The sequence below is a fragment of the Streptomyces sp. NPDC032091 genome (assembly GCF_055580265.1).
Genome location: NZ_JBVILR010000004.1, coordinates 268,138 through 292,407, shown reverse-complemented (window position 1 = coordinate 292,407; position 24,270 = coordinate 268,138). Strand labels below are relative to the sequence as shown.

23 protein-coding genes are annotated in these 24,270 nt (G+C 74.2%); 8 read left to right on the top strand and 15 right to left on the bottom strand.

Features of this window, described 5'->3' with window-relative positions; all coding sequences use genetic code 11:
- Window positions 1-23 precede the first annotated feature (23 nt).
- On the bottom strand, window positions 24-815 hold the full coding sequence (locus ACZ5NJ_RS09480) for a metal-dependent hydrolase (protein ID WP_468764123.1): 792 nt from the start codon (window positions 813-815) through the stop codon (window positions 24-26).
- Between the two features lie 84 nt (window positions 816-899).
- Here ACZ5NJ_RS09480 and ACZ5NJ_RS09475 point away from each other — a divergent pair, with 84 nt between their 5' ends.
- The 3 genes from ACZ5NJ_RS09475 to ACZ5NJ_RS09465 all read left to right on the top strand — a co-directional run bounded on the left by ACZ5NJ_RS09475 (window position 900) and on the right by ACZ5NJ_RS09465 (window position 5,049).
- Entirely contained in the window at window positions 900-3,482 is a 2,583-nt protein-coding gene (locus ACZ5NJ_RS09475) for a DEAD/DEAH box helicase (RefSeq protein WP_468764122.1), read from the top strand.
- Between the two features lie 124 nt (window positions 3,483-3,606).
- Window positions 3,607-4,509, top strand: coding sequence for an acyl-CoA thioesterase (locus ACZ5NJ_RS09470; protein ID WP_468764121.1), 903 nt, complete (start codon window positions 3,607-3,609; stop codon window positions 4,507-4,509).
- 138 nt (window positions 4,510-4,647) lie between these two features.
- Window positions 4,648-5,049, top strand: a complete 402-nt coding sequence (locus ACZ5NJ_RS09465; RefSeq protein WP_468764120.1) for a YchJ family protein — start codon at window positions 4,648-4,650, stop codon at window positions 5,047-5,049.
- On the opposite strand, the gene ACZ5NJ_RS09460 is transcribed toward ACZ5NJ_RS09465, so the two are convergent.
- The 7 genes from ACZ5NJ_RS09460 to ACZ5NJ_RS09430 all read right to left on the bottom strand — a co-directional run bounded on the left by ACZ5NJ_RS09460 (window position 5,013) and on the right by ACZ5NJ_RS09430 (window position 11,727).
- Entirely contained in the window at window positions 5,013-5,837 is an 825-nt protein-coding gene (locus tag ACZ5NJ_RS09460; RefSeq protein WP_468764118.1) for a DUF6397 family protein, read from the bottom strand. The genes ACZ5NJ_RS09465 and ACZ5NJ_RS09460 overlap by 37 nt on opposite strands.
- 113 nt (window positions 5,838-5,950) lie before the next feature.
- Window positions 5,951-6,349: a roadblock/LC7 domain-containing protein gene (locus tag ACZ5NJ_RS09455; RefSeq protein ID WP_045950089.1), complete on the bottom strand. Its 399-nt coding sequence runs from the start codon at window positions 6,347-6,349 to the stop codon at window positions 5,951-5,953.
- Window positions 6,350-6,663: 314 nt separating this feature from the next.
- A complete protein-coding gene (locus ACZ5NJ_RS09450) occupies window positions 6,664-7,293 on the bottom strand; it encodes a GTP-binding protein (RefSeq protein ID WP_468764117.1) in 630 nt (209 codons plus the stop codon).
- Entirely contained in the window at window positions 7,293-7,718 is a 426-nt protein-coding gene (locus ACZ5NJ_RS09445; protein WP_468764115.1) for a DUF742 domain-containing protein, read from the bottom strand. Before ACZ5NJ_RS09445 ends, ACZ5NJ_RS09450 begins: the two co-directional genes overlap by 1 nt.
- Window positions 7,715-8,161, bottom strand: a complete 447-nt coding sequence (locus ACZ5NJ_RS09440) for a roadblock/LC7 domain-containing protein (protein ID WP_468764314.1) — start codon at window positions 8,159-8,161, stop codon at window positions 7,715-7,717. The genes ACZ5NJ_RS09445 and ACZ5NJ_RS09440 overlap by 4 nt, the downstream gene beginning before the upstream one ends.
- Window positions 8,161-10,773, bottom strand: coding sequence for a sensor histidine kinase (locus tag ACZ5NJ_RS09435; RefSeq protein WP_468764113.1), 2,613 nt, complete (start codon window positions 10,771-10,773; stop codon window positions 8,161-8,163). The genes ACZ5NJ_RS09440 and ACZ5NJ_RS09435 overlap by 1 nt, the downstream gene beginning before the upstream one ends.
- Before the next feature lie 48 nt (window positions 10,774-10,821).
- A complete protein-coding gene (locus tag ACZ5NJ_RS09430; RefSeq protein ID WP_468764112.1) occupies window positions 10,822-11,727 on the bottom strand; it encodes an MHYT domain-containing protein in 906 nt (301 codons plus the stop codon).
- Window positions 11,728-11,880: 153 nt separating this feature from the next.
- Here ACZ5NJ_RS09430 and ACZ5NJ_RS09425 point away from each other — a divergent pair, with 153 nt between their 5' ends.
- On the top strand, window positions 11,881-12,498 hold the full coding sequence (locus tag ACZ5NJ_RS09425) for a class I SAM-dependent methyltransferase (protein ID WP_468764111.1): 618 nt from the start codon (window positions 11,881-11,883) through the stop codon (window positions 12,496-12,498).
- Between the two features lie 53 nt (window positions 12,499-12,551).
- Here the strand turns inward: ACZ5NJ_RS09425 and ACZ5NJ_RS09420 are convergent, their stop codons facing one another.
- Window positions 12,552-13,466, bottom strand: a complete 915-nt coding sequence (locus tag ACZ5NJ_RS09420) for an oxygenase MpaB family protein (RefSeq protein WP_468764110.1) — start codon at window positions 13,464-13,466, stop codon at window positions 12,552-12,554.
- A gap of 134 nt (window positions 13,467-13,600) precedes the next feature.
- Between ACZ5NJ_RS09420 and ACZ5NJ_RS09415 the strand changes: the two genes are divergently transcribed.
- Window positions 13,601-14,389 carry a hypothetical protein gene (locus tag ACZ5NJ_RS09415; protein WP_468764109.1) on the top strand — a complete coding sequence of 263 codons (789 nt, stop codon included), beginning with the start codon at window positions 13,601-13,603 and terminating at the stop codon, window positions 14,387-14,389.
- Between the two features lie 26 nt (window positions 14,390-14,415).
- Entirely contained in the window at window positions 14,416-14,874 is a 459-nt protein-coding gene (locus ACZ5NJ_RS09410; RefSeq protein WP_468764108.1) for an SAM-dependent methyltransferase, read from the top strand.
- 41 nt (window positions 14,875-14,915) lie between these two features.
- Here the strand turns inward: ACZ5NJ_RS09410 and ACZ5NJ_RS09405 are convergent, their stop codons facing one another.
- On the bottom strand, window positions 14,916-15,479 hold the full coding sequence (locus tag ACZ5NJ_RS09405; RefSeq protein ID WP_468764107.1) for an MOSC domain-containing protein: 564 nt from the start codon (window positions 15,477-15,479) through the stop codon (window positions 14,916-14,918).
- A gap of 282 nt (window positions 15,480-15,761) precedes the next feature.
- On the opposite strand from ACZ5NJ_RS09405, the gene ACZ5NJ_RS09400 reads away from it, so the two are divergent.
- Together ACZ5NJ_RS09400 and exaC are read left to right on the top strand one after the other, a co-directional pair.
- Window positions 15,762-17,075: a helix-turn-helix domain-containing protein gene (locus ACZ5NJ_RS09400; protein ID WP_468764106.1), complete on the top strand. Its 1,314-nt coding sequence runs from the start codon at window positions 15,762-15,764 to the stop codon at window positions 17,073-17,075.
- 56 nt (window positions 17,076-17,131) lie between these two features.
- A complete protein-coding gene (gene exaC / locus ACZ5NJ_RS09395) occupies window positions 17,132-18,655 on the top strand; it encodes an acetaldehyde dehydrogenase ExaC (RefSeq protein ID WP_468764105.1) in 1,524 nt (507 codons plus the stop codon).
- Window positions 18,656-18,679: 24 nt separating this feature from the next.
- On the opposite strand, the gene ACZ5NJ_RS09390 is transcribed toward exaC, so the two are convergent.
- Genes ACZ5NJ_RS09390 through ACZ5NJ_RS09370 form a run of 5 tightly spaced genes read right to left on the bottom strand, consistent with a single transcriptional unit; the run spans window position 18,680 to window position 23,900 of the window.
- Window positions 18,680-19,429 carry a nucleoside phosphorylase gene (locus ACZ5NJ_RS09390; protein WP_468764104.1) on the bottom strand — a complete coding sequence of 250 codons (750 nt, stop codon included), beginning with the start codon at window positions 19,427-19,429 and terminating at the stop codon, window positions 18,680-18,682.
- A complete protein-coding gene (locus ACZ5NJ_RS09385) occupies window positions 19,426-20,295 on the bottom strand; it encodes an ABC transporter permease (RefSeq protein WP_468764103.1) in 870 nt (289 codons plus the stop codon). The genes ACZ5NJ_RS09390 and ACZ5NJ_RS09385 overlap by 4 nt, the downstream gene beginning before the upstream one ends.
- Entirely contained in the window at window positions 20,292-21,368 is a 1,077-nt protein-coding gene (locus ACZ5NJ_RS09380) for an ABC transporter permease (protein WP_468764102.1), read from the bottom strand. The genes ACZ5NJ_RS09385 and ACZ5NJ_RS09380 overlap by 4 nt, the downstream gene beginning before the upstream one ends.
- The gene (locus tag ACZ5NJ_RS09375) at window positions 21,365-22,870 is read right to left on the bottom strand and encodes an ABC transporter ATP-binding protein (protein ID WP_468764101.1); all 1,506 of its coding nucleotides are present in this window, start codon (window positions 22,868-22,870) and stop codon (window positions 21,365-21,367) included. The genes ACZ5NJ_RS09380 and ACZ5NJ_RS09375 overlap by 4 nt, the downstream gene beginning before the upstream one ends.
- Window positions 22,851-23,900 (bottom strand): BMP family ABC transporter substrate-binding protein, encoded by a 1,050-nt coding sequence (locus ACZ5NJ_RS09370; protein ID WP_468764100.1) that lies wholly within the window; start codon window positions 23,898-23,900, stop codon window positions 22,851-22,853. Before ACZ5NJ_RS09370 ends, ACZ5NJ_RS09375 begins: the two co-directional genes overlap by 20 nt.
- Between the last annotated feature and the right edge of the window lie 370 nt (window positions 23,901-24,270).

Genomic DNA, 24,270 nt, shown 5'->3' with positions numbered 1-24,270 from the left:
ACGGCGGCGCCTCGGCCCGGAGGCTAGATGAAGCCCAGGGCCGAGGCTCCGCCCATGCCGCCGAGGAGCATGAACACCGGCATGAGGACCTTCAGCTCCACCCAGCTGCCGGCACGGAAGCGCATCGCCTTCGGCGGGCCGACCGGGTACCAGCGCTTCCCCTTGACCGGGAGGGGCCACAGGACCGGGCAGCCGGAGACGGTCAGCGCGTCGCCGATGTCGTGGACGAGGGCGCCGAGCACGATCGGCAGGCCGAGCCAGAGGTACTCCTGCCCGGGGCCGGTGAACAGCCAGCCGGCGCCGTTGCCCGGCTCGTCGAGGACGCCGGCCAGGATCCAGGCGCTGGTCGCGCCGAGCAGCCAGACCAGGACGTCGCTGGACATCCGCGCCGCCCGCCACAGCAGGCCCTCGACGGCCAGCACCAGGTGGACGAAGAGGAGCACCAGGACGCCCCAGCGGTCGAAGCTCACCGCGACCGCGGAGGAGCCGGCGCCTATGAGGACCGCCCACAGCCAGGTGTGGGTCAGGGTGCGGTGGCCGCCGCTGCGGCGGGCGTCACGCGGCGAGCGGGTCGCCTTGTAGACGGCGTACGAGATCTTGTCGACCACCTCGCACAGGCCCCGGGACAGCGGACCGAAGGCGCGGGAGATCGTCGCCGACTTGTGGTCGAGGTCGGGGGCGAGGGCCGCGCCGGCGCAGATCAGCGCGCCGACGACCAGTACGGGCCAGGGCATCGGGTGCCCGGCGGCCGCGGTCGCGGCGCCCACCCCCAGCCAGGCCGCCGCCCCGGACAGTGAGTGCGCCGGACCCATCATGCTCGTTTCCCGCCCCGGTTTTGTTGTGGTGCGGCCCCGTCGACGTCTTCGGTCGGGCCGCTTCAGCGGCCCAGGGTACCCGCGATGATCTTCCTCGCGTCCGCCGGTTCCCTCTTCCGGCGGGAAGCCAGGCAAGATGGGGGCGTGACCCTCATTGATCAGCTCCCGCCGACCGCCGACCCCGACGCCCTCTTCGAGGCTTTCTCCTCGTGGGCGGAGGAGCGGGGCATCACCCTGTACCCGGCGCAGGAGGAGGCGCTGATCGAGGTCGTCTCCGGTGCGAACGTGATCCTGTCGACCCCGACCGGCTCCGGCAAGAGCCTCGTCGCGGCGGGCGCGCACTTCACCGCCCTGGCCCAGGACAAGGTCACCTTCTACACCGCCCCGATCAAGGCGCTGGTGTCGGAGAAGTTCTTCGACCTCTGCAAGATCTTCGGCACCGAGAACGTCGGCATGCTGACCGGCGACGCCTCCGTGAACGCGGACGCCCCGGTGATCTGCTGTACCGCCGAGGTGCTGGCCTCCATCGCCCTGCGCGACGGCAAGTACGCCGACATCGGCCAGGTCGTGATGGACGAGTTCCACTTCTACGCGGAGGCCGACCGCGGCTGGGCCTGGCAGATCCCGCTGCTGGAGCTGCCGCAGGCACAGTTCGTCCTGATGTCGGCCACCCTCGGCGACGTGAAGCGGTTCGAGGAGGACCTCACCCGGCGCACCGGCCGCCCGACCTCCGTGGTCCGCTCGGCGTCCCGGCCCGTCCCGCTCTCCTACGAGTACGTGACCACGCCGATCACCGACACCATCACCGAGCTGCTGGAGACCCGGCAGTCGCCCGTCTACATCGTGCACTTCACGCAGGCCCAGGCGGTCGAGCGGGCGCAGTCGCTGATGAGCATCAACATGTGCACCCGCGAGGAGAAGGACAAGATCGCGGAGCTGATCGGCAACTTCCGCTTCACCACGAAGTTCGGCCAGAACCTCTCCCGCTACGTCCGCCACGGCATCGGCGTGCACCACGCGGGCATGCTGCCCAAGTACCGGCGGCTGGTCGAGAAGCTGGCCCAGGCCGGCCTGCTGAAGGTGATCTGCGGTACGGACACCCTCGGCGTCGGCGTGAACGTCCCGATCCGCACGGTGCTGTTCACCGCGCTGACCAAGTACGACGGCAACCGCGTCCGCACGCTGCGCGCCCGCGAGTTCCACCAGATCGCCGGCCGCGCGGGCCGCGCGGGCTTCGACACGGCCGGGTTCGTGGTGGCGCAGGCCCCCGAGCACGTCATCGAGAACGAGAAGGCCCTCGCCAAGGCCGGCGACGACCCGAAGAAGCGCCGCAAGGTGGTGCGCAAGAAGGCCCCCGAGGGCTTCGTCGCCTGGTCGGACACCACGTTCGAGAAGCTGATCGCCGCCGACCCGGAACCGCTGACCTCGCGCTTCAAGGTCACCAACATCATGCTGCTGTCGGTGATCGCCCGCCCGGGCGACGCCTTCAAGGCGATGCGCAGCCTCCTGGAGGACAACCACGAGCCGCGCAAGGCCCAGCTGCGCCACATTCGCCGTGCCATCGCGATCTACCGGTCGCTGCTGGACGGCGGCGTCGTGGAGAAGCTCGACACCCCGGACGCCGAGGGCCGCACCATCCGGCTCACGGTCGACCTCCAGCAGGACTTCGCGCTGAACCAGCCGCTGTCCACCTTCGCGCTGGCCTCCTTCGAGCTGCTGGACCCCGAGTCCCCGTCCTACGCGCTCGACATGGTCTCGGTCGTGGAGTCCACCCTGGACGACCCGCGCCAGATCCTGGCGGCCCAGCAGAACAAGGAGCGCGGCATCGCGGTCGGCGCGATGAAGGCGGACGGGATCGAGTACGAGGAGCGCATGGAGCGGCTCCAGGAGGTCACCTATCCCAAGCCCCTGGAAGAGCTGCTGGTCCACGCCTACGACGTGTACAGCAAGAGCCACCCGTGGGTCCGCGACCACCCCGTCTCCCCGAAGTCGATCATCCGCGACATGTACGAGCGGGCGATGACCTTCACGGAGTTCACCTCCTTCTACGAGCTCGCCCGGACCGAGGGCATCGTGCTGCGCTACCTGGCGAGCGCGTACAAGGCCCTCGACCACACCATCCCCGACGACCTCAAGTCCGAGGACCTGGAGGACCTGATCGCCTGGCTGGGCGAGCTGGTGCGCCAGGTGGACTCCAGCCTGCTCGACGAGTGGGAGCAGCTGGCGAACCCGGAGGTGGAGACGGCGGAGCAGGCCCAGGAGAAGGCCGACCAGGTCAAGCCGGTCACGGCCAACGCCCGCGCCTTCCGCGTCCTGGTCCGCAACGCGATGTTCCGCCGGGTCGAGCTGGCGGCCCTGGACCACGTCGACCAGCTGGGCGAGCTGGACGCCGGCTCCGGCTGGGACGCCGACGCCTGGGGCGAGGCCATGGACGCCTACTGGGACGAGTACGACGACCTGGGCACCGGCCCCGACGCGCGCGGCCCCAAGCTGCTGCAGATCGAGGAGGACCCGGCGCACGGACTGTGGCGCGTCCGCCAGACCTTCGCCGACCCGAACGGCGACCATGGCTGGGGCATCAGCGCCGAGGTGGACCTCGCCGCGTCCGACGAGGAGGGCCGGGCCGTCATCCGGGTCACCTCGGTCGGCGAGCTCGGCGAGCTCTGAGCTTCCCCGGACCCCGTCCGGGGGAGGCCCCGACCCGCAAGCCGCCCGGCCGGGCGGACCCGCCCGGCCCGCCGGGCCCATTGGACCCGTTGGACCCGCCGGACCCGACCGTGGAGAGCCCGTGATGACGAACCCCGCCGAGAGACTGGTCGACCTGCTCGACCTGGAGCAGATCGAGGTCAACATCTTCCGGGGCGCCAGCCCCCAGGAGTCCCTCCAGCGTGTGTTCGGCGGGCAGGTCGCCGGCCAGGCACTGGTGGCGGCCGGCCGGACCACCGAGAGCGACCGCCCGGTGCACTCCCTCCACGCGTACTTCCTGCGCCCGGGGATCCCCGGCGTGCCCATCGTGTACCAGGTGGAACGGCTACGTGACGGGCGCTCCTTCACCACGCGCCGGGTCACCGCCGTCCAGCAGGGCAAGACCATCTTCAACCTGACCGCCTCCTTCCATCACCCGGAGGAGGGCAGCATCGAGCACCAGCTGCCTCCCCGCCTCGACTTCCCCCACCCGGACGAGCTCCCGAAGGTCGTCGACGAGATCCGCGAGCACCTGGGCGCGCTGCCCGAGGCCCTGGAGCGGATGGCCCGCCGCCAGCCCTTCGACATCCGGTACGTGGACCGGCTCCGCTGGACCCCCGAGGAGCTCAAGGACGCCGATCCGCGCAGCGCGGTGTGGATGCGGGCGGTCGGCCCCCTGGGCGACGACCCGCTCGTGCACACCTGCGCCCTCACCTACGCCAGCGACATGACCCTCCTCGACGCCGTGCGCATCCCCGTGGAGCCGCTGTGGGGCATGCGCGGTTTCGACATGGCCTCCCTGGACCACGCCATGTGGTTCCACCGGCCGTTCCGGGCGGACGAGTGGTTCCTGTACGACCAGGAGTCCCCCATCGCCCACGGCGGCCGGGGCCTGGCCCGCGGCCGCATCTACGACCTGGAGGGCAGGCTGCTGGTCTCCGTGGTCCAGGAGGGCCTCTTCCGCCCGTACCCGGCCCAGAAGGCACGCCCGGCCGTGTCCCCGCAGTAGGCCCTGCCGTCACCCGGCCCTCCCGGCGGGCCCGGCGGCCCCGGCCGACGGGCCCCGCCTCGACCGCATCCCCTCCGTCCCGTCCCGTCCAGTACGGTCCAGTCCCCTCCCGTCCGTCCCGAAGAACCGAGCGCTCCCATGACCACCCCGGTCCTCCCCTGCCCCTGCGGGCTGCCCGCCGCCTACCCGGACTGCTGCGGCCGCTTCCACTCCGGCGCCCGGCAGGCGCCCACCGCCGAGCTGCTGATGCGCTCGCGCTTCAGCGCCTTCGCGGTCGGCGACACCGCCTACCTGCTGCGGTCCTGGCACCCCTCGACCCGCCCGGGCCGGCTCGACCTCGACCCGGACCAGCGCTGGGAGCGGCTGGAGATCCTCGCCACCGAGCGCGGCGGGATGTTCGAGACCGAGGGGTCGGTGGAGTTCCGCGCCCACTACCGCGAGGGCGGGCACACCGGATCGCTGCACGAGCACAGCGCCTTCTCCCGCGAGGGCGGCGCCTGGGTCTACGTCGGCCCCCTCTCCCCCGTCGAGTTCGACTGATCCCGCGCCCCGGCCAGGGCGAACTCCAGACTGGCGCGGTAGCGGCCGACCTCCTCCGGCGGCCGGGCGACCAGCAGCGGGCGGGCCACCGCCGCGGCCGCCGGTACCTGCGGGTGGCCGAACGGCGGGGGCGGGGCGAGCGCGGCGAGCACGATCCGCTCCGCCGGGTCGGGGACGGCTGCCAGCAGCTCCTCTTCCGGGAGGACGGAGGCCAGCACGGCCGCCCGCTCCCAGGGATCCGCGGCCCGTCTCAGCAGCAGTCCCACATGCCGCTCCCGCCACCTGCTCGGCCGCAGGTCCGCCCCGGCCGCCATCAGCTCCCGGTCCTCGTCAGGTGCGGCCCCGCTCAGCAGCCCCGGCTCCCGGGCGGCGAACTCCCGCAGCTCCGCCGCCAGGTAGAGCCAGACGAGGGCCCGGTAGCGGTTGACCCGGTAGCCGACGGGGGTCAGACGCCCGCAGCGGGCGAGCCGGGTGAACCGGGTCGGGCCGGTGCCCAGCACCCGCGCCCCGTGGTCCGCGCCGGCCACGGTCTCGACCCGCGCGCGCAGCGCCTCCGGGAAGCCCCGCTCCGCCTTGACCCGTTCCAGCTCGGCCCGGGTGAAGCGGGCGGCGCCGCCCGGCGCCCGGGGGCCCCGGCGCACCAGGCCCAGCTGGACGGCCCGGGCGAACTCACCTCGCCGCAGCCCCAGTTCCGCCGCCGCCCGGACGCCGCCGAGCAGCAACGGCGGCCGCACGTCCGCCCGTAGAGCCGTTCCGACGGACACGCACGCGCCCTGTTCCACCTTCATCACGGTCCTCCCCCACATCCGGCGATCGCCCCTGGCGATCACTCTGTGTGAAGACCGTAACCGAGCGCCACGACATCGCGCCCGGCCTGTGGATAACTCTCCCCCGGCTCCGCTCAGCCCCCGGTGATCCGCCGCTCGGCGACGCCCAGGTGTTCCCCCACCCGGTTGACCAGCAGCGTCATCTCGTACGCGACCTGCACGATGTCCGCCTCGGCGGCGCTCAGCGCGCACAGGCTGCTGCCCGAGCCGGCCGCGACCACGAACAGGAAGCCCTCGTCGTACTCGACCATCGTCTGGCGCACCTCCCCGGCCCTGAAGTGCCGCCCGGAGCCCTTCGCCAGGCTCTGGAGCCCCGCCGCGACGGCGGCGAGGTGCTCGGAGTCCTCCCTCGCCAGGCCCGCACTGGCCGCCGTCACCAACCCGTCGTTCGACAGCACCACCGCATGGCGGACCTGCGGGACCCTGCGCGTCAGGTCGTCCAGCAACCAGTCGAGCTGCTTGTCCAGTGCCATTTCCAGCCCCTCCCCGTTGACCCGGCCGACGTGGCCGCGCCCTCCCCGCGTGGTCGTGCCGCAAGCCTTCCCCACCAGGGGCTTTCCGGCAAGGAGGAGGGACGCATGGCACACAAGATGACTCAAGAGGAATGGCGGCGGCCCTCCCGCGCCACTCCGGCGCTCCGTCCCCGCCGGACGGCCGTCCGCGCCCAAAAGGACGGAACCGCGCACATCGCTCCCATCCGGTCCGTTCCCGGCGGCGCCCGTCGCGCGTCCACGCCCGGCGACGACATCGTCAAGGGGCCCAATCCGGCCCCTCGCACCGGACCGGCCTACGGGCTCACCGATTCCAGCAGCCGCGCGGTGTGCACCCGCCCCGCGTACTCGACCAGCCGGATCAGCACTTCCTTCCCGGAATCCCTGTCCCGCGCGTCGCACAGCACCACCGGCGTCCCCTGCTCCAGGTCCAGCGCCCGCGCCACCTCGTTCGCCCCGTAACGCCCGGCCTCCGCGAAGCAGTTGACCGCGACCAGGAAGGGGATCCGCCGGTGCTCGAAGTAGTCCACCGCCGGGAAGCAGTCCTCCAGCCGCCGGGTGTCGGCGAGCACCACCGCCCCCAGCGCGCCCTGCGCGAGCTCGTCCCACAGGAACCAGAAGCGGTCCTGGCCCGGCGTCCCGAACAGGTACAGGGAGAGCCCGGAGCGGATGGTGATCCGCCCGAAGTCCATGGCCACGGTGGTCGTGGTCTTCCGGTCGACCCCCTCGGTGTCGTCGACCAGCTCGCCCGCCTCGCTCAGCACCTCCTCCGTCCGCAGCGGACGGATCTCGCTGACCGCGCCGACCAGCGTGGTCTTGCCCACGCCGAACCCGCCCGCCACCAGGATCTTCAGCGCGAGCGCGGTCGGTTCCCCGTCTCCCCCCGGGCCCCCCGTCTCCGCCGGGCCGTCGTCGTACAGTCCCATCACAGCGCTCGCAATCCCTCGATGACTTCCCGCAGAATCCGCAGCTCCGGCAGCCGGGCGGGCGGTACCGGACGGGTGACCCGCACGTGCCCCGCCTCCAGCAGGTCCCCCAGCAGCACCCGCACCACCCCCACCGGGAGGTCCGCTCCGGCGGCGAGCTCCGCGACCGACCGGGTCTCGGAGCGGCAGAGCCCCAGCAGGGTCCGGTGTTCGGGCCCCAGCAGAGCCTCGGCCGCCGCGCCGCCGCCGGCGTCGTCGGTCACGACCAGGGCGATCAGGTCGAAGCGGACCCCGTGGGCCCGCGGTTCCGTACGCCCTCCGGTCAGGGCGTACGGGCGGACGAGCGGGCCCGCGTCGGCGTCGTACCACCGCCCGCCCACCGGCCCGTCGGGCCGGCCCTCCGCCTGCCGGGCCGCCGTCCTCACCCGGCGGCCGGCGGGTGGTGGGCCGCGAACCGCGGCGGGGTGTACAGGTGTTCGCCGACCCGTTTGACGAGCCGGGCCATCTCGTACGCGATCAGCCCGATGTCCGCTCCGGCCGTGCTGAGGACGGCCAGACAGGAGCCCTCGCCGGCGGCCGCCACGAAGAGGAACCCGTCGTCCATCTCCACCATCGTCTGGCGCACGCCCCCGGCGTGGAAATGCCGGCCCGCGCCTTTGGCGAGGCTGTGGAAACCGGAGGCCACGGCGGCCAGGTGCTCGGCGTCCTCCCTGCTCAACGCCGTGGAGGAGCCGACCGGCAGCCCGTCGTTGGACAGGACCACCGTGTGCCGGACCTCGCGGACCCGTACCACCAGTTCGTCGAGGAGCCAGTCCAGTTCGCCGGTCCGGCGGACTCCCTCGGGGCCGGGTCTGTGGTGTTCGATCATCATGCTTCTCCTTCGCTGCCCGCGTGGGCGGATTCGTCCTGGGAGCCGCGCGCCCAGCCGGCCCGGTAGGCCGCCATCCGGTCCCGCGCCTGCTCCGGGCTGCGGCCCGGGAGCTCCTCGGGGGGCCGCTGTCCGGCCGGGTCCTGCGCGGCGGGGGCCTCGCGCAGTTGCGGGACCAGGCTGGCCTGGCGCACCCGGCGCGGCAGTTCGGTCACCGGCGCGGAGGGGACAGGCGCGGAGGGGACCGGCGCGGAGGGGACCGGCGCGGAGGGCCGGGCGGTACGGGTCCCCCCGCCGCCGGGGCCGCGCGGCCGGAGGGCCGCCACCGGGGCGGGAAGGGGCTCCCGCGTCCCGGGGCCGGCGGGCCCGGCGGGCCGCGGGCGGCCCGGGCCGGGGTCCGGGAGGCCGCGCGCGGGCCCCCGTACGGCCTCCGCGCGCCGTGGCGCCGGCGGCTCCGCGCCGGCCGGGCCGTACGCCTGCGCCGGCTCCGCGACGACGGCCGGCGGGGCCCCGAGGGCGCCCTGGAGGAGGGAGAGCGGCAGCAGCACCACGGCGGTGGTGCCCCCGTACGGGGAGGGTCGCAGGTGCACCCGGATGCCATGGCGGCCGGAGAGCCGGCTGACCACGAAGAGCCCGAGGCGGTCGCTGTCGAAGAGGTCGAGGTCCTCGGACTGCTCGATGCGGCGGTTCGCCGCGGCCAGGGCCTCGCGGCCCATGCCGAGCCCGCGGTCCTCGACCTCCAGCACGTAGCCGGCGCCGACGGGCTCGCCGCCGACCCGGACCCGGGTGTGCGGAGGGGAGAACTGGGCGGCGTTCTCGATCAGTTCGGCGAGGAGGTGGGTCAGGTCGGCGACCGACCCCCCGGCCACGGAGGCCTCCGTGAGCCCCTGCACCTCGACGCGCGGGTAGTCCTCGATCTCGGAGACGGCCGCGCGCACGACGTTGGTCAGCGGCACCGGTGTCCGCCAGGCTCGGCCGGGGGCGGCGCCCGACAGGATGATGAGGCTCTCCGCGTGGCGGCGCATCCGGGTCGTGAGGTGGTCGAGGCGGAAGAGGTCGCCGAGCTCGCCCGGGTCGTCGGCGCGGCGCTCCATCGAGTCGAGCAGGCTGAGCTGCTTGTGGACCAGGACCTGGCTGCGGCGGGCGAGGTTGACGAAGACGCCGCTGACCCCGCTGGCGAGTTCCGCCCGCTCGACGGCGGCGCCGAGGGCGGCCCGGTGCACGGTGGACAGGGCCTCGCCGACCTGGGTGATCTCGTCCGCGGCGGGCGGCCCCGGCGGGGCCTCGGCGTCGATGTCGATCTCGTCGGCCCGGCCCGCCCGGATCCGGTCCATGGCCTGCGGCAGCTTGCGGTGGGCGATCTCCAGGGCGGTGTTGCGCAGCGAGACCAGCTCCACGACCAGGAAGCGGCCGATGCGGACGGAGATGACGAGCGAGACGCCGACGGCTGCCAGGCCCAGCAGCACGGCGGCCCCGGCGGGGCTGAGGGCGGCCTCGGCGAGCGGGTCGGCCCGTGCGGCGGTCTCGGCGTGCGCGGCCTGGCCGATCTCGCGCATCGAGCTGCCGACGCTCGTGTAGGCGCCGTCCCAGCCCGGGGGCGTGCCGCGCGGCTCCTTGGCCGCGGCGGCACCGGTCCCCGCGGCCGCGGGCGTCAGGGCCTTGTCCTCGGCGCCGGTGAGCTCGGCGTAGGCGGCGCTCTTCGCCACGGACTCCCAGACCGTCCGCTGGTCCGGGGGCAGGTCCGCCGCGCTGGCCGCGGTCAGGACGCGGCGGGATTCCACCATGCCGGTCAGCCGGCGCTGCGCGTCGGCGGTGCGCGGGCCGGGCAGGGCGAGCAGCGCGTCCTCCCGGGAGAGCGTCTCGGCGGCCCGGGCGAACTCCAGCAGGACCCGGGTGCCCGGCCCGGAGCCGGTGTCCCGGCCGTCGGCCAGGGCGCCCTCGACGGCGAGGGCGGAGTCGGCCACGCGGGTGTACGTCTCGTAGGCGCCGTCCGGGGTGGCGCGGCGGTCGGCGATGTCCTTGCGGGCGGACCCGAGCGCCTCCGCGTCGGCGACGAAGGCACCGAGCCGGACGGCCACGTTGGTGCGGTAGCCGCCGGAGTCGGCCACGGTGTGGCGCTCGCCCAGCCGCAGCCGCCGCACAGCCCCGTCGGTGCGCCGGGCCTGCTGTTCGAGGGCGGAGGCCTGATCGGAGGCGGGGTCGGCCAGGAAGCGGACGGCGGCCCGGCGTTCGGCCTGGATCTCGGTGAGGGCGGCGGCGACGGGCGTGCGGATCTCGGCGTCGGCCTGCCGGACGCGGCTGCCGCGGGCGATGTCCTGGGCGGCGCCGACGGTGGCGAAGCCCCAGAGGGCGAGCAGGGAGACCACGGGGACCATCAGCAGCGAGACGATCTTGGCGCGGACGGTGGCGGGCCGCAGCCGGAGCCCCGGCCGCGCCGGTCCGCCGTCGCCCGCGCCCGTCCCGCCGCCGGGGAGGCCCGCCCCGCCGCCGGGGCGCCCCGGCCCGGCCGCCTCCTCGGCGGGGGCACCGGCGGCGTGGGCTCGGCGGCCGCGCGAGGGGGCCGCGGGCGGCCGCGGGGCCGCTGGTTCCGGTCTTCTGCGGGGTGTGCGCATGGGCTCCTCGTTCCGGGGCGGTACGTCTGGACGGCGCGGGGGTCGGCGTCAGCGGGAGGCCGCGGGACGCTCCGCCGGCGGTCGCCCGGCGCCCGGCGGGTACGCGGAGGCGGAAGCCGGAGCGGAGGCCGGGGCCGAGGCCAGGGCCGAAGCAGGGGCCGAAGCAGCGGAGGAGCCGGCCGGCGGGGCGGAGGCGGGCACGAAGGCGGACGCGGACGCCGACGCCGCACGCTCGTCGGCCGTCGGGGACAGGGCGACGAAGGCCGCGGTGATGAAGAGGAACGAGCCGAGCCCGACCGCCAGGGGGAAGATGAACTGCAGCGCCGTGGCCCCCGGCAGTGCCCGGTCCGAAGGGGCCACCCGGACGGAGACAGCCATCATCCCGGTGTAGTGCATGCTGCTGACGGCCGCGCCCATGACGAGGGAGGCGCCGGCCACGGCCAGCGGTGACCTGATGTTGAGGGCGGCCCAGAGCGCGGCGGTCGCGGCGACGACGGCGATGGCGACGGAGATCCCGACGACGAGCGGGTCGTAGGCGATCCGGCCGTGCAGGCGCAGGGCCGCCATGCCCAGGTAGTGCATGCTCGCGACGCCGAGGCCGGTGGTGAGCCCGCCGAGGACCAGGGAGCGGCCGCGGTCCCTGCCGTAGCCGACGGCGAAGAGGCCGGCGCCGACGACGAGCAGGGCGACGAGGAGGCTCAGCAGGGTCAGCGGCACGTTGTAGTGGATCTCGGTACCGGTGATGTGGAAGCCCAGCATGGCGATGAAGTGCATCGTCCAGATGCAGGTGGCGAAGGAGGAGGCGGCGGTGAGCAGCCAGTTGCGGCGGGAGGCGCCCGTCGCGGCGAGCGCGCGGACGGTGCAGCGCAGCCCCAGGGCGGCGCCGATCGATGCCATCACGTACGACAGCGCGGGTGTCAGCCAGCCATAGGCGGCGTGGTCCAGGTGTCCCATGGCCACGGGACGCTAGTCCGGGTGAGGGGACGAACACGGGGCGCATTTCGAAAGCCGCTGGAACTGCTGGAATATGACAGAGATACGTTCATCTGCGATCACGGCTGGAGGCAGCTTGCACACCGTCCGGCCCGGGTGCGGAATCATGGGCGCATGAGCACTGGGAACCGTATGAACGAGGACCACACGCGTGTGCAGGAGTTCTTCGGGGCGCGCGCGGACGCCTGGGACGAGAAGTTCCCGCAGGACGGGCCCGCCTTCGCGACGGCCGTCTCCGCATGCGGGATCGAGCCCGGCGACCGGGTGCTCGACGCGGGCTGCGGGACCGGGCGGGCGCTGACCGCGCTGCGCACGGCCGTCGGCCCTTCCGGCACCGTGCTGGGCGTCGACCTCACCGAGCCCATGCTCGCCGCCGCCCGGCGGGCGGGGCGCGGGGCGGACGGGACGCTGCTGCGCGCGGACGTGGCCCGCCTGCCGCTGCGCGACGGGGTGCTGGACGTGGTGTTCGCGGCCGGGCTGATCGCGCACCTGCCCGAACCGGCGGCGAACCTGCGCGAGCTCGCCCGCGTGGTCCGCCCCGGAGGCCGGCTCGCCCTGTTCCACCCGATCGGGCGAGCCGCCCTCGCCGCGCGCCACGGCCGCGAGCTGACCCCGGACGACCTGCGGGCCGAGCACAATCTCGGCCCGCTGCTGTCCGGTTCCGGCTGGGAGATGACCTCGTACGCCGACGAGGACGCCCGTTTCCTCGTCCTGTCCGTGCGCCGCCCCTGAGAGACACCGGCTGTACGTCGGCACGCGCGCCGGGGTCCCGCCGGACCCGGTGGCTACGCCGGAGGCTGGGCTTCCGCTCCGGCCGGGCGGCGCGGGTGCGGCACGGGGCAGCCGCTCGCCCCGGGCACCGGGAAGGTGCCGAGCTCGCCCACGTCGTAGCCGCGGGGATAGCCCTTGATCTCCGGGTTCTGGCGCGCGTAGTGCGGAGCCGTCCGCGGCGGCAGCAGCCGCACCGCCCGGCCGCGCAGCCGCAGGGCGCCGTGGACCAGGCGGCTGACCGCGGGGTGCGGGCGCTCGTAGCGGAAGGCCTTCAGCAGCGGTTCGTCGAGCAGGGCCAGGCTCGCGCCGCGCACGGCGGGGGCGAGGGGCGCCGGGTACCAGGAGGCCATCAGGCCGAGGGTGGAGTCGGCCACCGCGCGGCCGCCCTCGTCCCAGCCGAAGTGGGCCTCCTCGTAGGCGTCGAGGGTGGTCTCGAACTCCTCGTAGGAGCCCGGGACGTCCTTGATGCCCAGGTGCCTGCCGAGCTCGGCGTAGTAGTGGGCGCAGGCGCGGCGCTCGTGATGGGTCAGCGGGCGCCAGCCGTAGGCGTCGATCCAGCGCGCCGGAATCACCACGAAGGTGCACAGGACGTAGCGCATGTCGCCGTCGGAGATGTCGTAGCTGCGGTGCATCTGGTTGACGCGGCGGATGGCGGTGCGCGCCGTGTCGTGGTCGAAGCCGTGTTCCACGACCGCGTCGAGGAGCAGCGCGGTGTCGTCGTAGCGCTTCTGGGGACGCTCGGTGAACTCGGCCGTCTCGGCGAGCAGGCTGCCGATGCTCGGGACGGCGTAGGTGCGGAAGAGCGCGAGTTCCAGGGCGCGGGTGAAGTCCCAGGGGAACTCGTAGGTGGCGGTGAGCCGGTAGATGGCGAGGAAGTCCTTCTCGGGGTCGAGCCGGAGGATCTCCTTCAGCCGGTCGTAACGCTGCACCGGTCTCCCTTTCTGTGGCGGGTCCCCAACTCTACGTGCAGGTGGCGGGCTTGAAAATCGCCGGCCGCCGGGTCTCGACGGGCGAGTTACCGGCTGGTTAGGGTGCGCCGACGAGACTGCGATCGGGAGGACACGTGTCGGACGAGGAGGGCGGGGGTTCGCTGTACGTGCTGAGTGCCGTGCTGCTGACCCCCACGCGGTTCCCGGCGCTGTTCGGCGACGACTTCCCGGAGGCGTGCGCGCTGCTGGGCGTGCCGCCCACCGCCGAGGGGTACGGGCTGGTGCTCGGCCAGGACGAGGAGGGCGCCCGCTGGACGGTCGTCGTGGACGACGTCTCGCTCGTGGCCGCCGCCATCGCCTCCTGGGACTGCGGCATGGAGTACGACCTGTCGCCCGACGAGCGGACGGTCGTGCTCTCGCTGGCGGGCTGGCCGCTGGAGCTGACCGTGTCCGCGCCCGGCATCCCGGCGCCGCACGACCCCGAGCAGGGCGCGGACGGGACCGGGCGGGTGCCGCTGGCCCCGCCGTCGGCGGACGTCTGGGGGCCGGTGCAGCGGAGGCTGGGCGCGGACCAGATCGCCCGGGAGTGGGCGGACTGGCGCGAGCGCGTGGCGCAGGACGGCGGGGCCGCGGCCGCCGCGCACCCCGGGCTGGCGCGGGCGCTGCGGGAGGCCGTGGACTACGCCCGGCAGGCCCCTCCGCCCGGGCGGGTGCGGTCGGCCTTCGCGGGCGAGGGCGTACGGACCCTGCGGGCGGACGGGCCCGGCTGGTCGCTGGTGGCCCGCACCGGCGAGGCGGCGTTCGTCCTGCTGGACGAGGAGCCGGGCGAGGTGCTGGCGGTGCCCCGCCAGGGGGCGGGCGGACTGCCCGAACTGTCCGGCGTGCTGGCGGCGCTGGACCGCGTCGCCGTACGGCCGGCCTGAGGACGGACGGAGAACGGGGAACGGTGATGGTCGAGTCGATGCCGGTGGGCGTGGTCGTGGGCGGCCGGGCGGACGTGGTGGACGACGACTGGGGGCGCGAACGGGCCGTGATCCGGCTGGACGCCGGGCTCTTCGGACCGGAGGCCCTCTACGGGCTGGAGGACTTCTCGCACGTGGAGGTCGTCTACCACTTCGACCGGGTACCGGTGGAGAAGATCGAGACGGGCGCCCGGCACCCCCGGGGGAACCGGGACTGGCCGCTGGTCGGGATCTTCGCCCAGCGCGGGAAGAACCGGCCCAACCGGCTGGGGGTCTCGCGGTGCCGGGTGGTGCGGGTGGACGGGCTGGACGTGCACGTGGAGGGCCTGGACGCGGTGGACGGCACTCCGGTGCTCGACCTCAAGCCGTACATGGAGGAGTTCGGCCCGCGGGGCGGGGTCCACCAGCCGGAGTGGGCGACCGCCCTGATGCGCGACTACTACTGAGGCGCCCGCACCCGGCCGGCGGGGAGGAGCGGCGCGGCCGCTCAGACCCGTTCCAGCGGTATGTGGGGCAGCGGCGGGAGGGTGACCGTGATGGGGTCGCCGGGGCGGACCGTGCCGCCTCGGCGGACCACGCCCATGATCCCGGCCTTGCGGACCAGCCTGCCCTTCTCGTCCCGGCCGACGACCTGCTTGAGCAGTCCGTCCTGGAAGGCGTTGATCTGCGGGCACGGGTTGCGCAGCCCGGTCACCTCCACGACCGCCTCCGCGCCCATGCCCAGCAGGGTGCCCGTCGGCAGGGCCAGGAGGTCTATGCCCTCGGTGGTGACGTTCTCCCCGAGCTGGCCGGGCCCGACCTCGTAACCGGCGCCGGCGACCTCCTCGAAGAGTTCCCGGTGGATCAGGTGCACCTGCCGGAGGTTCGGCCGGGTCGGGTCCTGCGCCACGCGCGAGCGGTGCTTGACCGTGACCCCCGCGTGCACGTCGCCCTCGACGCCGAGACCGGCGAGCAGGGTGATGCTCTTGCGGTTCGGCTTCGTGAACGAGTACACGCCGTTGCTGCTGACCGCCGCGACCTGTGCCGTGGTGGTGGTAGTGGTGGTGTTCATGTGACCGGTCCCCCTTGCCGCTCTCAGCGGCCGAGCTGTTTCCTCGACATCCCGCGCACCCGACGCCTCCACGACAACGCGCCGCGGCGATGGTGCGTTCCCGGCCACGGATGTCCCGGCCGAGCGGGGCCGTACGGACGCGGCGGCCGGGCGGACGGGACCGTGCGGACTGGGCGGGTTTCGGCGCGGAGTGGCCGACGTGACGCTTGCCGGGGTCCCCGGGCCGCACCACGATGGGGGCGCTCCGCACACCACGGCTCCACGGTCCCTCGGGAGGGTGACATGGGCGATCCGTCGACGGCGCTGCCGGGCGGGGCCGACCCCGTCGAGCGCACGCGCGTCCTGCGGCGGGCCCACGAGGCCTTCACCCGGGACGGGCGGGTCGAGCCGCCGGTGCGGGCGGTGATCGCGAAGTCCTGGCGGCGCTGCGCCCGGGCCCGGGTCAGCCCCGAGTGCGCGCCGCGGCTGGACCGGCCGGAGCCGGAGCTGCTGGCGTACCGGGAGCGGCATCCGCTGGCCCGGGTGATGCCGCTGTTCCGGGAGCTGGTGGGGACGTTCGCGGCGCACGGGGCCCACCTGCTGGCGGTGTGCGACGCGCGGGGCGGGCTGCTGTGGGTGGAGGGCGAACCCGCCACCCTGCGCCGGGCCGAGGGGCTGGGCTTCGTCCCGGGTTCGCGCTGGGCGGAGACCGCGATGGGAACCAACGCCCCCGGTACGGCGGTCGCGCTGGGAGAGCCCGTACAGGTCTTCGGGGCCGAGCACTTCAGCCGCCGCGTGCACCCCTGGACCTGCGCGGCGGCCCCGGTCCGGGACCCGCGCACCGGACGGGTGCTGGGGGCGGTGGACATCACCGGCGGGGACGGGCTGGCCCACCCCCACTCGCTGGCCTTCGTCCAGGCGGCGGCCCGGGCGGCCGAGGCCCAGCTGGCACTGCTGCCGCCGGAGCCGGACGCGGGCGCCGCCGACACCCTGACCGCGCTGGGCCGCGACGAGGCGCTGCTGGTCCTCGGCGGGCGGCGGATCACACCGGGGCGGCGGCACAGCGAGATCCTGGCCCTGCTCGCGCAGCACCCGGAAGGTCTGACCGGGGAGGAGCTGGCCTACTCCCTCTACGAGGACGAGTCGGTGGCGGCGGTGACCCTGCGGGCGGAGATGTCCCGGCTACGGACCCTGCTGGGCGCCGGGAACCTGCTCTCCCGCCCGTACCGCACCGCGGTGCCCCTGGAGGCCGACTTCGCGGCCGTCACCCGGCACTTGGCCACGGGTGCCGTCTCGGCCGCCCTCACCCGGTACCCGGGCCCGCTGCTGCCGGCCTCCTCGGCCCCGGGGATCGTCCGGCTGCGGCGGCGGATCGAGGACCAGGCGCGGGCGGCGGTGATCGCCCGGGCGGACGTGGGGCTGCTGTCGGACTGGGTGTGCAGCCCGTGGGGCGCGGAGGACCCCGCGGTGTGGCGGGCCCTGGCCGCGGCGCTGCCGCCGCGGGACCGGCCGGCCGCGCTGGCCCGCGTACGCTCCCTCGACGAGGAACTGGGCGCGGGGCCGGTCGCGGAGCCGGTCGCGGGGCGTGCAACGTTCCCGCAACCCGCCCGCTCCTAGCCTCCCTCCCGAGCGCTGTCCGACGGCGGCCGGCGCCCGGCAAGGGGAGGACCACCATGGCCCGTTACGCCGCACCCGGCACCGAGGGCGCCCTGATGGCGTACGCGTCCCGCTACGACCACCACATCGGCGGGGAGTACGTGCCGCCCGCGCGCGGCCGGTACTTCGAGAACCCGTCCCCGATCACCGGGCAGCCGTTCACGGAGGTCGCCCGGGGCACCGCGGAGGACGTGGAGCGGGCCCTGGACGCGGCGCACGCGGCGGCCCCGGCCTGGGGCCGTACGTCGGCCACGGAGCGGGCGGGCATCCTGCTGCGCGTCGCGGACCGCATGGAGCAGCACCTGGAGGCCCTGGCGGTCGCGGAGACCTGGGAGAACGGCAAGCCGGTCCGCGAGACCCTCGCCGCCGACATGCCGCTGGCCGTCGACCAGTTCCGCTACTTCGCGGGGGCGCTGCGCGCGCAGGAGGGCTCGCTCAGCCAGCTGGACGAGGACACGGTCGCCTACCACTTCCACGAGCCGCTGGGCGTGGTCGGGCAGATCATCCCGTGGAACTTCCCGATCCTGATGGCGGTGTGGAAGCTCGCTCCGGCGCTGGCCGCCGGCAACACGGTGGTCCTCAAGCCGGCCGAACAGACCCCGGTCTCGGTCCACTACTGGCTGAGCCTGGTGGCGGACCTCCTTCCCCCCGGGGTGGTGAACATCGTCAACGGCTTCGGCGAGGAGGCGGGCAAGCCGCTGGCGTCGAGCCCGCGCGTGGCGAAGGTGGCCTTCACCGGGGAGACGGCGACGGGCCGGCTGATCCTGCAGTACGCGGCGGAGCACCTGAAGCCGGTCACGCTGGAACTGGGCGGCAAGAGCCCGAACCTCTTCTTCGACGACATCTGGGCGAAGGACGACGACCTGCGCGACAAGGCCCTGGAGGGCTTCACGATGTTCGCGCTGAACCAGGGCGAGGTGTGCACGAGCCCCTCGCGCGCCCTGGTCGAGCGCGGCCGCTACGGCGACTTCCTGGACGCGGCGGTCGCCCGCACCGAACTGATCGTGCCGGGCCACCCGCTGGACACGGACACGATGATCGGCGCGCAGGCCTCGGAGGAGCAGCTGAAGAAGGTCCTGTCGTACGTGGAGATCGGCCAGCGGGAGGGCGCGAAGATCCTCACGGGCGGCGGCCGCATCGACCACGGCGGCGACCTGTCGGGCGGCTTCTACGTCCAGCCGACCATCTTCGAGGGGGACAACCGGATGCGGATCTTCCAGGAGGAGATCTTCGGCCCGGTGGTGTCGGTGACCTCGTTCGAGGACTTCGACGACGCGGTCCGCATCGCCAACGACACGGCGTACGGCCTGGGCGCGGGCGTCTGGACCCGAGACGTCAACACGGCCTACCGCGCGGGCCGCGCGATCCAGGCGGGCCGCGTCTGGACGAACTGCTACCACGCGTACCCGGCCCACGCGGCGTTCGGCGGCTACAAGCAGTCGGGCATCGGCCGCGAAACCCACAAGATGATGCTGGAGCACCACCAGCAGACGAAGAACATGCTGGTCAGCTACTCCCCCAAGAAGCTCGGGTTCTTCTAGAGGAGTGAAGCCCGGGAGGGCGTGCTAGTTCGGGTTCTCGGCCAGGAGGCGGAGGGCTTCCAGGGCCACGGTGGCGGCGCGCGTGACGCCGTCCGCGACCACTTGGCGGTGCGGGGCGTAGCCGCCGGTGGCTTCCACGTCCACGAGGTCGTCGGCGTTCGTCCCGTCCACCACCAGCACGCCGCCCGCGGTCAGTCCGCGCAGGGAGGCGGTCACCAGCAGCGCGGAGAGTTCCATCTCGATCGCGGCGACGCCGGCCGCCCCGTAGTCCGGGACGGGGAGCAGGCCGGGCTGGAACGCGGCGCGGGTCCAGACGATGCCCCGGTGGTGGGGGGCGGAGGCCTCGCGGGCCGCCCTCACGAGGGCGAGGACCGCCTCGGGCGCGGCCACTGCGGGGTACTCCGGCGGCAGCAGCTGGCCGGTCACGCCGTCGTCGCGGACCGCCCCCTCCGCGATCACCAGGTCGCCGTCGGCGATGCCGGAGCGGATCGCCCCCGCCGTGCCCAGTCGGATGAGGGTGCGCACGCCCGCGTCGGCCAGCTCCCGGAAGAGCAGGATCGCTCCGGGGCCGCCGACCCCGTGCGAGGCGACCGCCACCGGCAGCCCCGCCCGGCTCCCCGTGAAGAGGCGGTACTCACGGTGGTGGGACACCTCCTCGGCACCGTCCAGGAGTTCCGCGACGGCCGCGGCCCGCGCCGGGTCGCCCACCACCAGCGCGGAAGGGGGCAGGCCGGTGCTCGGGATGCGGGTGAGGGGCAGCAGGTCCAGCGTCATAGGACGGCTCCGGTTGTCGTACGGGCGCCGCGGCGGCGTCGCGCCGTGGTCAGGAAGAGGGCCGCGAGGGTGACGGCGTACGGGGCGGCGTCCGTGGCCTGCTGCGGCAGGCCGAGGCCCTGCAGGCGGAAGCCGACCGCTTCGGCGAGGGCGAAGAGCAGGGCCGAGAGCAGGACTCCCACGGGTGCGGCGCGCCCGAGCATGACCGCGACGACGGCGATCCAGCCGCGCCCCGCGGTCATGTTCTCGGAGAAGAGGGTGACGTTGCCGAGGGCCAGTTGGGCTCCGCCGAGGCCGCACAGGACCCCGGACACGAGGACCGCGGCGTAGCGGTACGCGACGGGGCTGACCCCCAGGGCCGCCGCGGCGTCGGGCGCTTCGCCGGCCCCGCGCAGCCGCAGTCCCCACACGTGCCGGGCGAGGATGAAGGCGCTGAGGGCGACGGCGGCCCAGGAGAGGTAGGCGAGCGGAGACTGTCCGCCGATCAGCGGGAGCCCGGTGAGGCCGGGGTCGTCGAAGGTGCCGCGTACTCCGAAGACCGTACGCAGCAGGAATCCGGTGAGTCCGAGGGCGAGAAGGTTCATGGCCACGCCCAGCACGACGGCGTCGCCGCGCAGGGTGACCGCGCCCACGGCCAGGATCAGGGAGTACGCCGCGGCGGCGAGCGCCGCCGCGACCACGCCGAGCCACGGGCTGCCGGTGAACCAGCTCGTGGCTACGGCGCCGAAGCAGCCGATCAGCATCATGCCTTCGAGGCCGATGTTGAAGACGCCGGCCCGCTCGCAGATCGCCCCGCCGAGGGCGGCGAGCAGGATCGGGGTCAGCGCGCGCAGCACCGAGAGGAAGAGGTCGAGGTCGAGGCTCATCCGGCGGCCTCCCTCTCGTCGCCCCGCGTACGCCGGCCGGCCGGGCGCCGCCGGGGCATGCGCAGCCGGGCGGCGAGGAAGACGATGACCAGGGCCTGCAGCACCTGGGTCAGCTCCCGCGGCACCTCGGTGGCGCGCTCCATGCTCAGGCCGCCGACCTGCAGGGCGGTGAAGAAGAACGCGGCGAGGACGGTGCCGAGCGGTGCGGCGGCGGCGAGCAGCGCCGCCGTCAGCCCGGTCCAGGTGGAGCCGGGTGCCGTCAGCGCCCCGTCGAGGAAGCGGTATGGGAAGCTCAGTACCCCGATCGCCCCGACCAGGCCGGCGAGGGCGCCGGAAGCCGCCATCAGGCGCAGCGTCAGCCGGGGCCGGTCCACTCCGGCGTAGGCGGCGAACCGGGGGCTCAGGCCGGTCATGCGGACCTCGTACCCGGAGCTGGTGCGCGCGTCGACGAAGGCGTGGACGGCGGCCGCGGCGGCGACGAGGAGCAGGCCGGCGGTGATCGTGGTCGATCCGAGGGCGGGCAGGGCGACGCCGTCGGGCAGCCGCCGGGTCTGCGGGAGGCTGGAGCCGGGCTCCTTGAGCGGGTAGCGCGCCAGGTACGAGGCGAAGGAGACGGCCGGGTAGGACAGGAGCAGGCTGCTGACCAGCAGCGGGACCCCGAGCCGGGTTTCGCAGACCGCGGCGAGGAGGGCGTACGCGGCGCCGGCGGCCATGCCGGCGAGGAGGGCCGCGGCGACGGCGAGGGGGGCGGGCAGGGGGGCGTAGAGGCCGGTGACCGTGGCGGCGAGGCCGCCGAGCACCAGTTGGCCGTCGCCGCCGAGGTTGACGAGTCCACCGCGCAGCGGTACGGCCAGGGCGAGGGCCATGCCGAGGACGCTGGTGCCGGTGGTCAGGGTGGCGGCGATCCCGTCGGGGCCGAGGGAACCGCTGAACAGCGCGGCGTACCCGGCGAGCGGGTCGGCCCCGGCGCCGACGAGCAGGAGCGCCCCGATGACGAGGGCGGCGGCGACGGAGAACAGGACGGGAGAGCGCAGGAGCTCCGTGCGCGGGGAGGGGGTGGTGGTCGCGGTCATGCCGGTCGGGCCTCCGCTCCGGCGAGGGCGAGGCCCAGGCTGCGTTCGTCGGCCTCGTCGCGAGTGTAGGAGGCCGAGATCCGGCCCTCGTACATGACGAGGACCCGGTCGGACAGGGCGCGGATCTCGCTGAGTTCCGCCGAGACGAGGAGCACCGCGTGGCCCGCGTCGCGGTGGGCGACCAGCTGGTCGTGGATGTGGCGGACCGCGCCGATGTCCACGCCGCGCGTGGGCTGCTCCACGAGGAGCAGGGGGGTCTCGTGGGCGAGTTCACGTCCGACGAGGAGTTTCTGGAGGTTGCCGCCGGACAGTGCGCCGGCCGGCGTGGTGGTGGACGGGGTTTTGATGCCGAAGCGGTCGATCAGGGTGCGGGCGTGCGCGCGCAGGACCGCGGGACGCAGCAGTCCGCGGCGGGTGGCGAGCCGCCGGTGGTGGCCCATCGCCAGGTTGTCCGCGACGGAGGCGGTGGGCGCGGTGCCCACGGCCGTGCGGTCCTCGGGTATGTAGGAGAGGCCCGCCGCGCGGCGCCGGGCGGGTGAGGCGTGGGTGATGTCGTGTCCGGCGAGTTCGATGCGGCCCGTGTCGACGGGGCGCAGGCCGGCGAGTGCCTCGACGAGTTCGCTCTGGCCGTTGCCTGCGACGCCGGCGATGCCCACGATCTCACCGGCTCGCACGGTCAGGTCCACCCCGCGAACGCCGGTCACGGTCAACACCTCCGGGCCGGGTGTGCCGGGTGGGTGCACGCGGTCGAGGTCCAGGCGGCGGCCGGTCATGGCCTCGGCGAGTTCGACCGCGGTGGTGTCGCGGGTCCGCAGCCGGGCGGTGACCCGCCCGTCGCGCAGCACGGTGACGCGGTCGGTGCCCTCCAGCACCTCGTGCAGTTTGTGGGTGACGAGGATGACGGAACGGCCTCGCGCGGCGAGTGCCTTGAGGACGGTGAACAGCCGGCCCGCCTCGTCGGGGGTGAGGACGGCCGTCGGCTCGTCGAGGATCAGGACGCGGGCGCCGCGGTGCAGCAGCCTGAGGATCTCCACCCGCTGCCGCACTCCGACGGGCAGGGCGCCGACGAGGGCGTCGGGGTCGACGGGAAGCCCGTGTTCCTCGGCGAGTTCGGCGACCCGGCGGCGCGCGGCCGCCCGGTCGAGGAGTCCGCGGCGGCGGGGTTCGGCGCGGAAGACGACGTTCTCGGCGACCGTCAGCGAGTCGAAGAGGCGGAAGCTCTGGTGGACCATGCCGAGTCCGGCGTCGATCGCGTCCGACGGGCCGGAGAAGCGGACTGTGCGCCCGTCGATGCGGATCGTGCCCGCGTCGGGCCGCACCTCCCCGTACAGGACGGACATGAGGGTGGACTTCCCCGCGCCGTTCTCCCCCATCAGGGCGTGGATCTCGCCGCTCCGCACGCTGAGGTCGACGGCGTCGTTCGCGAGGGTGCCGGCGTAGCGCTTGGTGATGCCGGTGAGCTCGACGGCCGTCTCGTCGGGGCTACTTGGCAGCCGGGTCATCGACCTTCAGCTCCCCGGAGACGATCTGGTCGCGCAGCTGCTTCACCCGGTCGAGGACCTGGGGGTGCTGTGCGATGAGGCACTGGGATCCTGCGACGTCCTCCTCCAGGCCGGTCAGGCTGATGCCGCCCTCCTTGAGCCCGTAGGAGAGGATCCCGCCGGCCTGGCCGCCGAGCACCTGCTCGATGCCCTTGCGCACCGCCACGTCGGTCTTCTTGATGACGTTGTCGACGACGGTGCCGGGCGCGGAGACGCACTGGTTGACGTCCACGCCGTACGCGAAGGCGCCCTTGGCCTTCGCCGCCTCGAAGACGCCGTGGTTGCCGGCGGCCGCGGCCGCCATCACCTGGTCGGTGCCGCCGGAGACCAGCGCGTTCGCCTGCTCCTTGGCACGGGCCGAGTCGTTGAAGGGGGACTGGCCGCCGACGAAGCGGGTGGACGCCTCGCTCGAAGGCGCGGTCGCCTTCGCGCCGGCCGCGAACGGATCGCTGTAGCGCCGGAATTGCGGTGTGTCGAGGACGTCGACCGCCCCGACCTTGCCGCTCCTGGTGAGCAGTCCGGCTTCGGCTCCGGCCAGGAAGACGGCTTCGTGCTCCCGGAAGACGGCGCAGCTCACGTTGGCGTACGTCTTTGCAGTGCAGGCGTCGACCACGAGGAACTTCTGGTCCGGGTGGGCCTCGGCCTGCAGGGCGACCAGGTCGGCGAATTCGAAGCCGACGAGGACGATGACCGCGGGCTTGGCGTCGACGGCGGCCTGGACGTTCTGCTGCCGGGAGGCCACATCGGTGGACTCGTACGCCTTGGAGCTGCCGGAGCGGGCCTTGGCCGCGGCCTTCACGCCGTCCACGGAGAGCTTGAGGAACTCGTTCTGCCCCACCGCGTCGGGGGTGACGAGCGTGAACGCGGGGCCGGCGCCCTTGCCGTCGTCCTCCTTCTTCGCCGCTGCGGCGTTGCAGCCGGTGGCGAGCAGGGCGCCTCCCGCCAGGGTCGCGGCGAGTCGAAGGGCGCGGGTACGGGGTCTCCGGGACATGGAGGTGACCTTCCGGGACGGCACGGGAGTACGGCGTACGGGAATACGGCGGCTCGGAGGTGCGCGGGGGTGGGCGGCCGCTCGGATGTGAACGGCGTGGTACGTCGATGAACTCGACGTGAAATCGGACGAGGGGTGGAACGGCTCGTCAGTGGTCCGGCGAAGGGGCGGTCAGCCGCGACAGGCGTCGCTGGCGCACCGGCCGTAGTCGAGGTAGCGGCGCAGCGTCAGCAGCATGTGCGCTCTCCCCCCGGCCAGGTGCAACAGATCGTTGAGGCCAGGAGAGTAACACCGGGTGCGGCCGGCCCGTCCTCCGTCTCGAACTGTGGTTCCCCCGACTGCTGTACGGTGACGCGCACCCCTCCCTCCC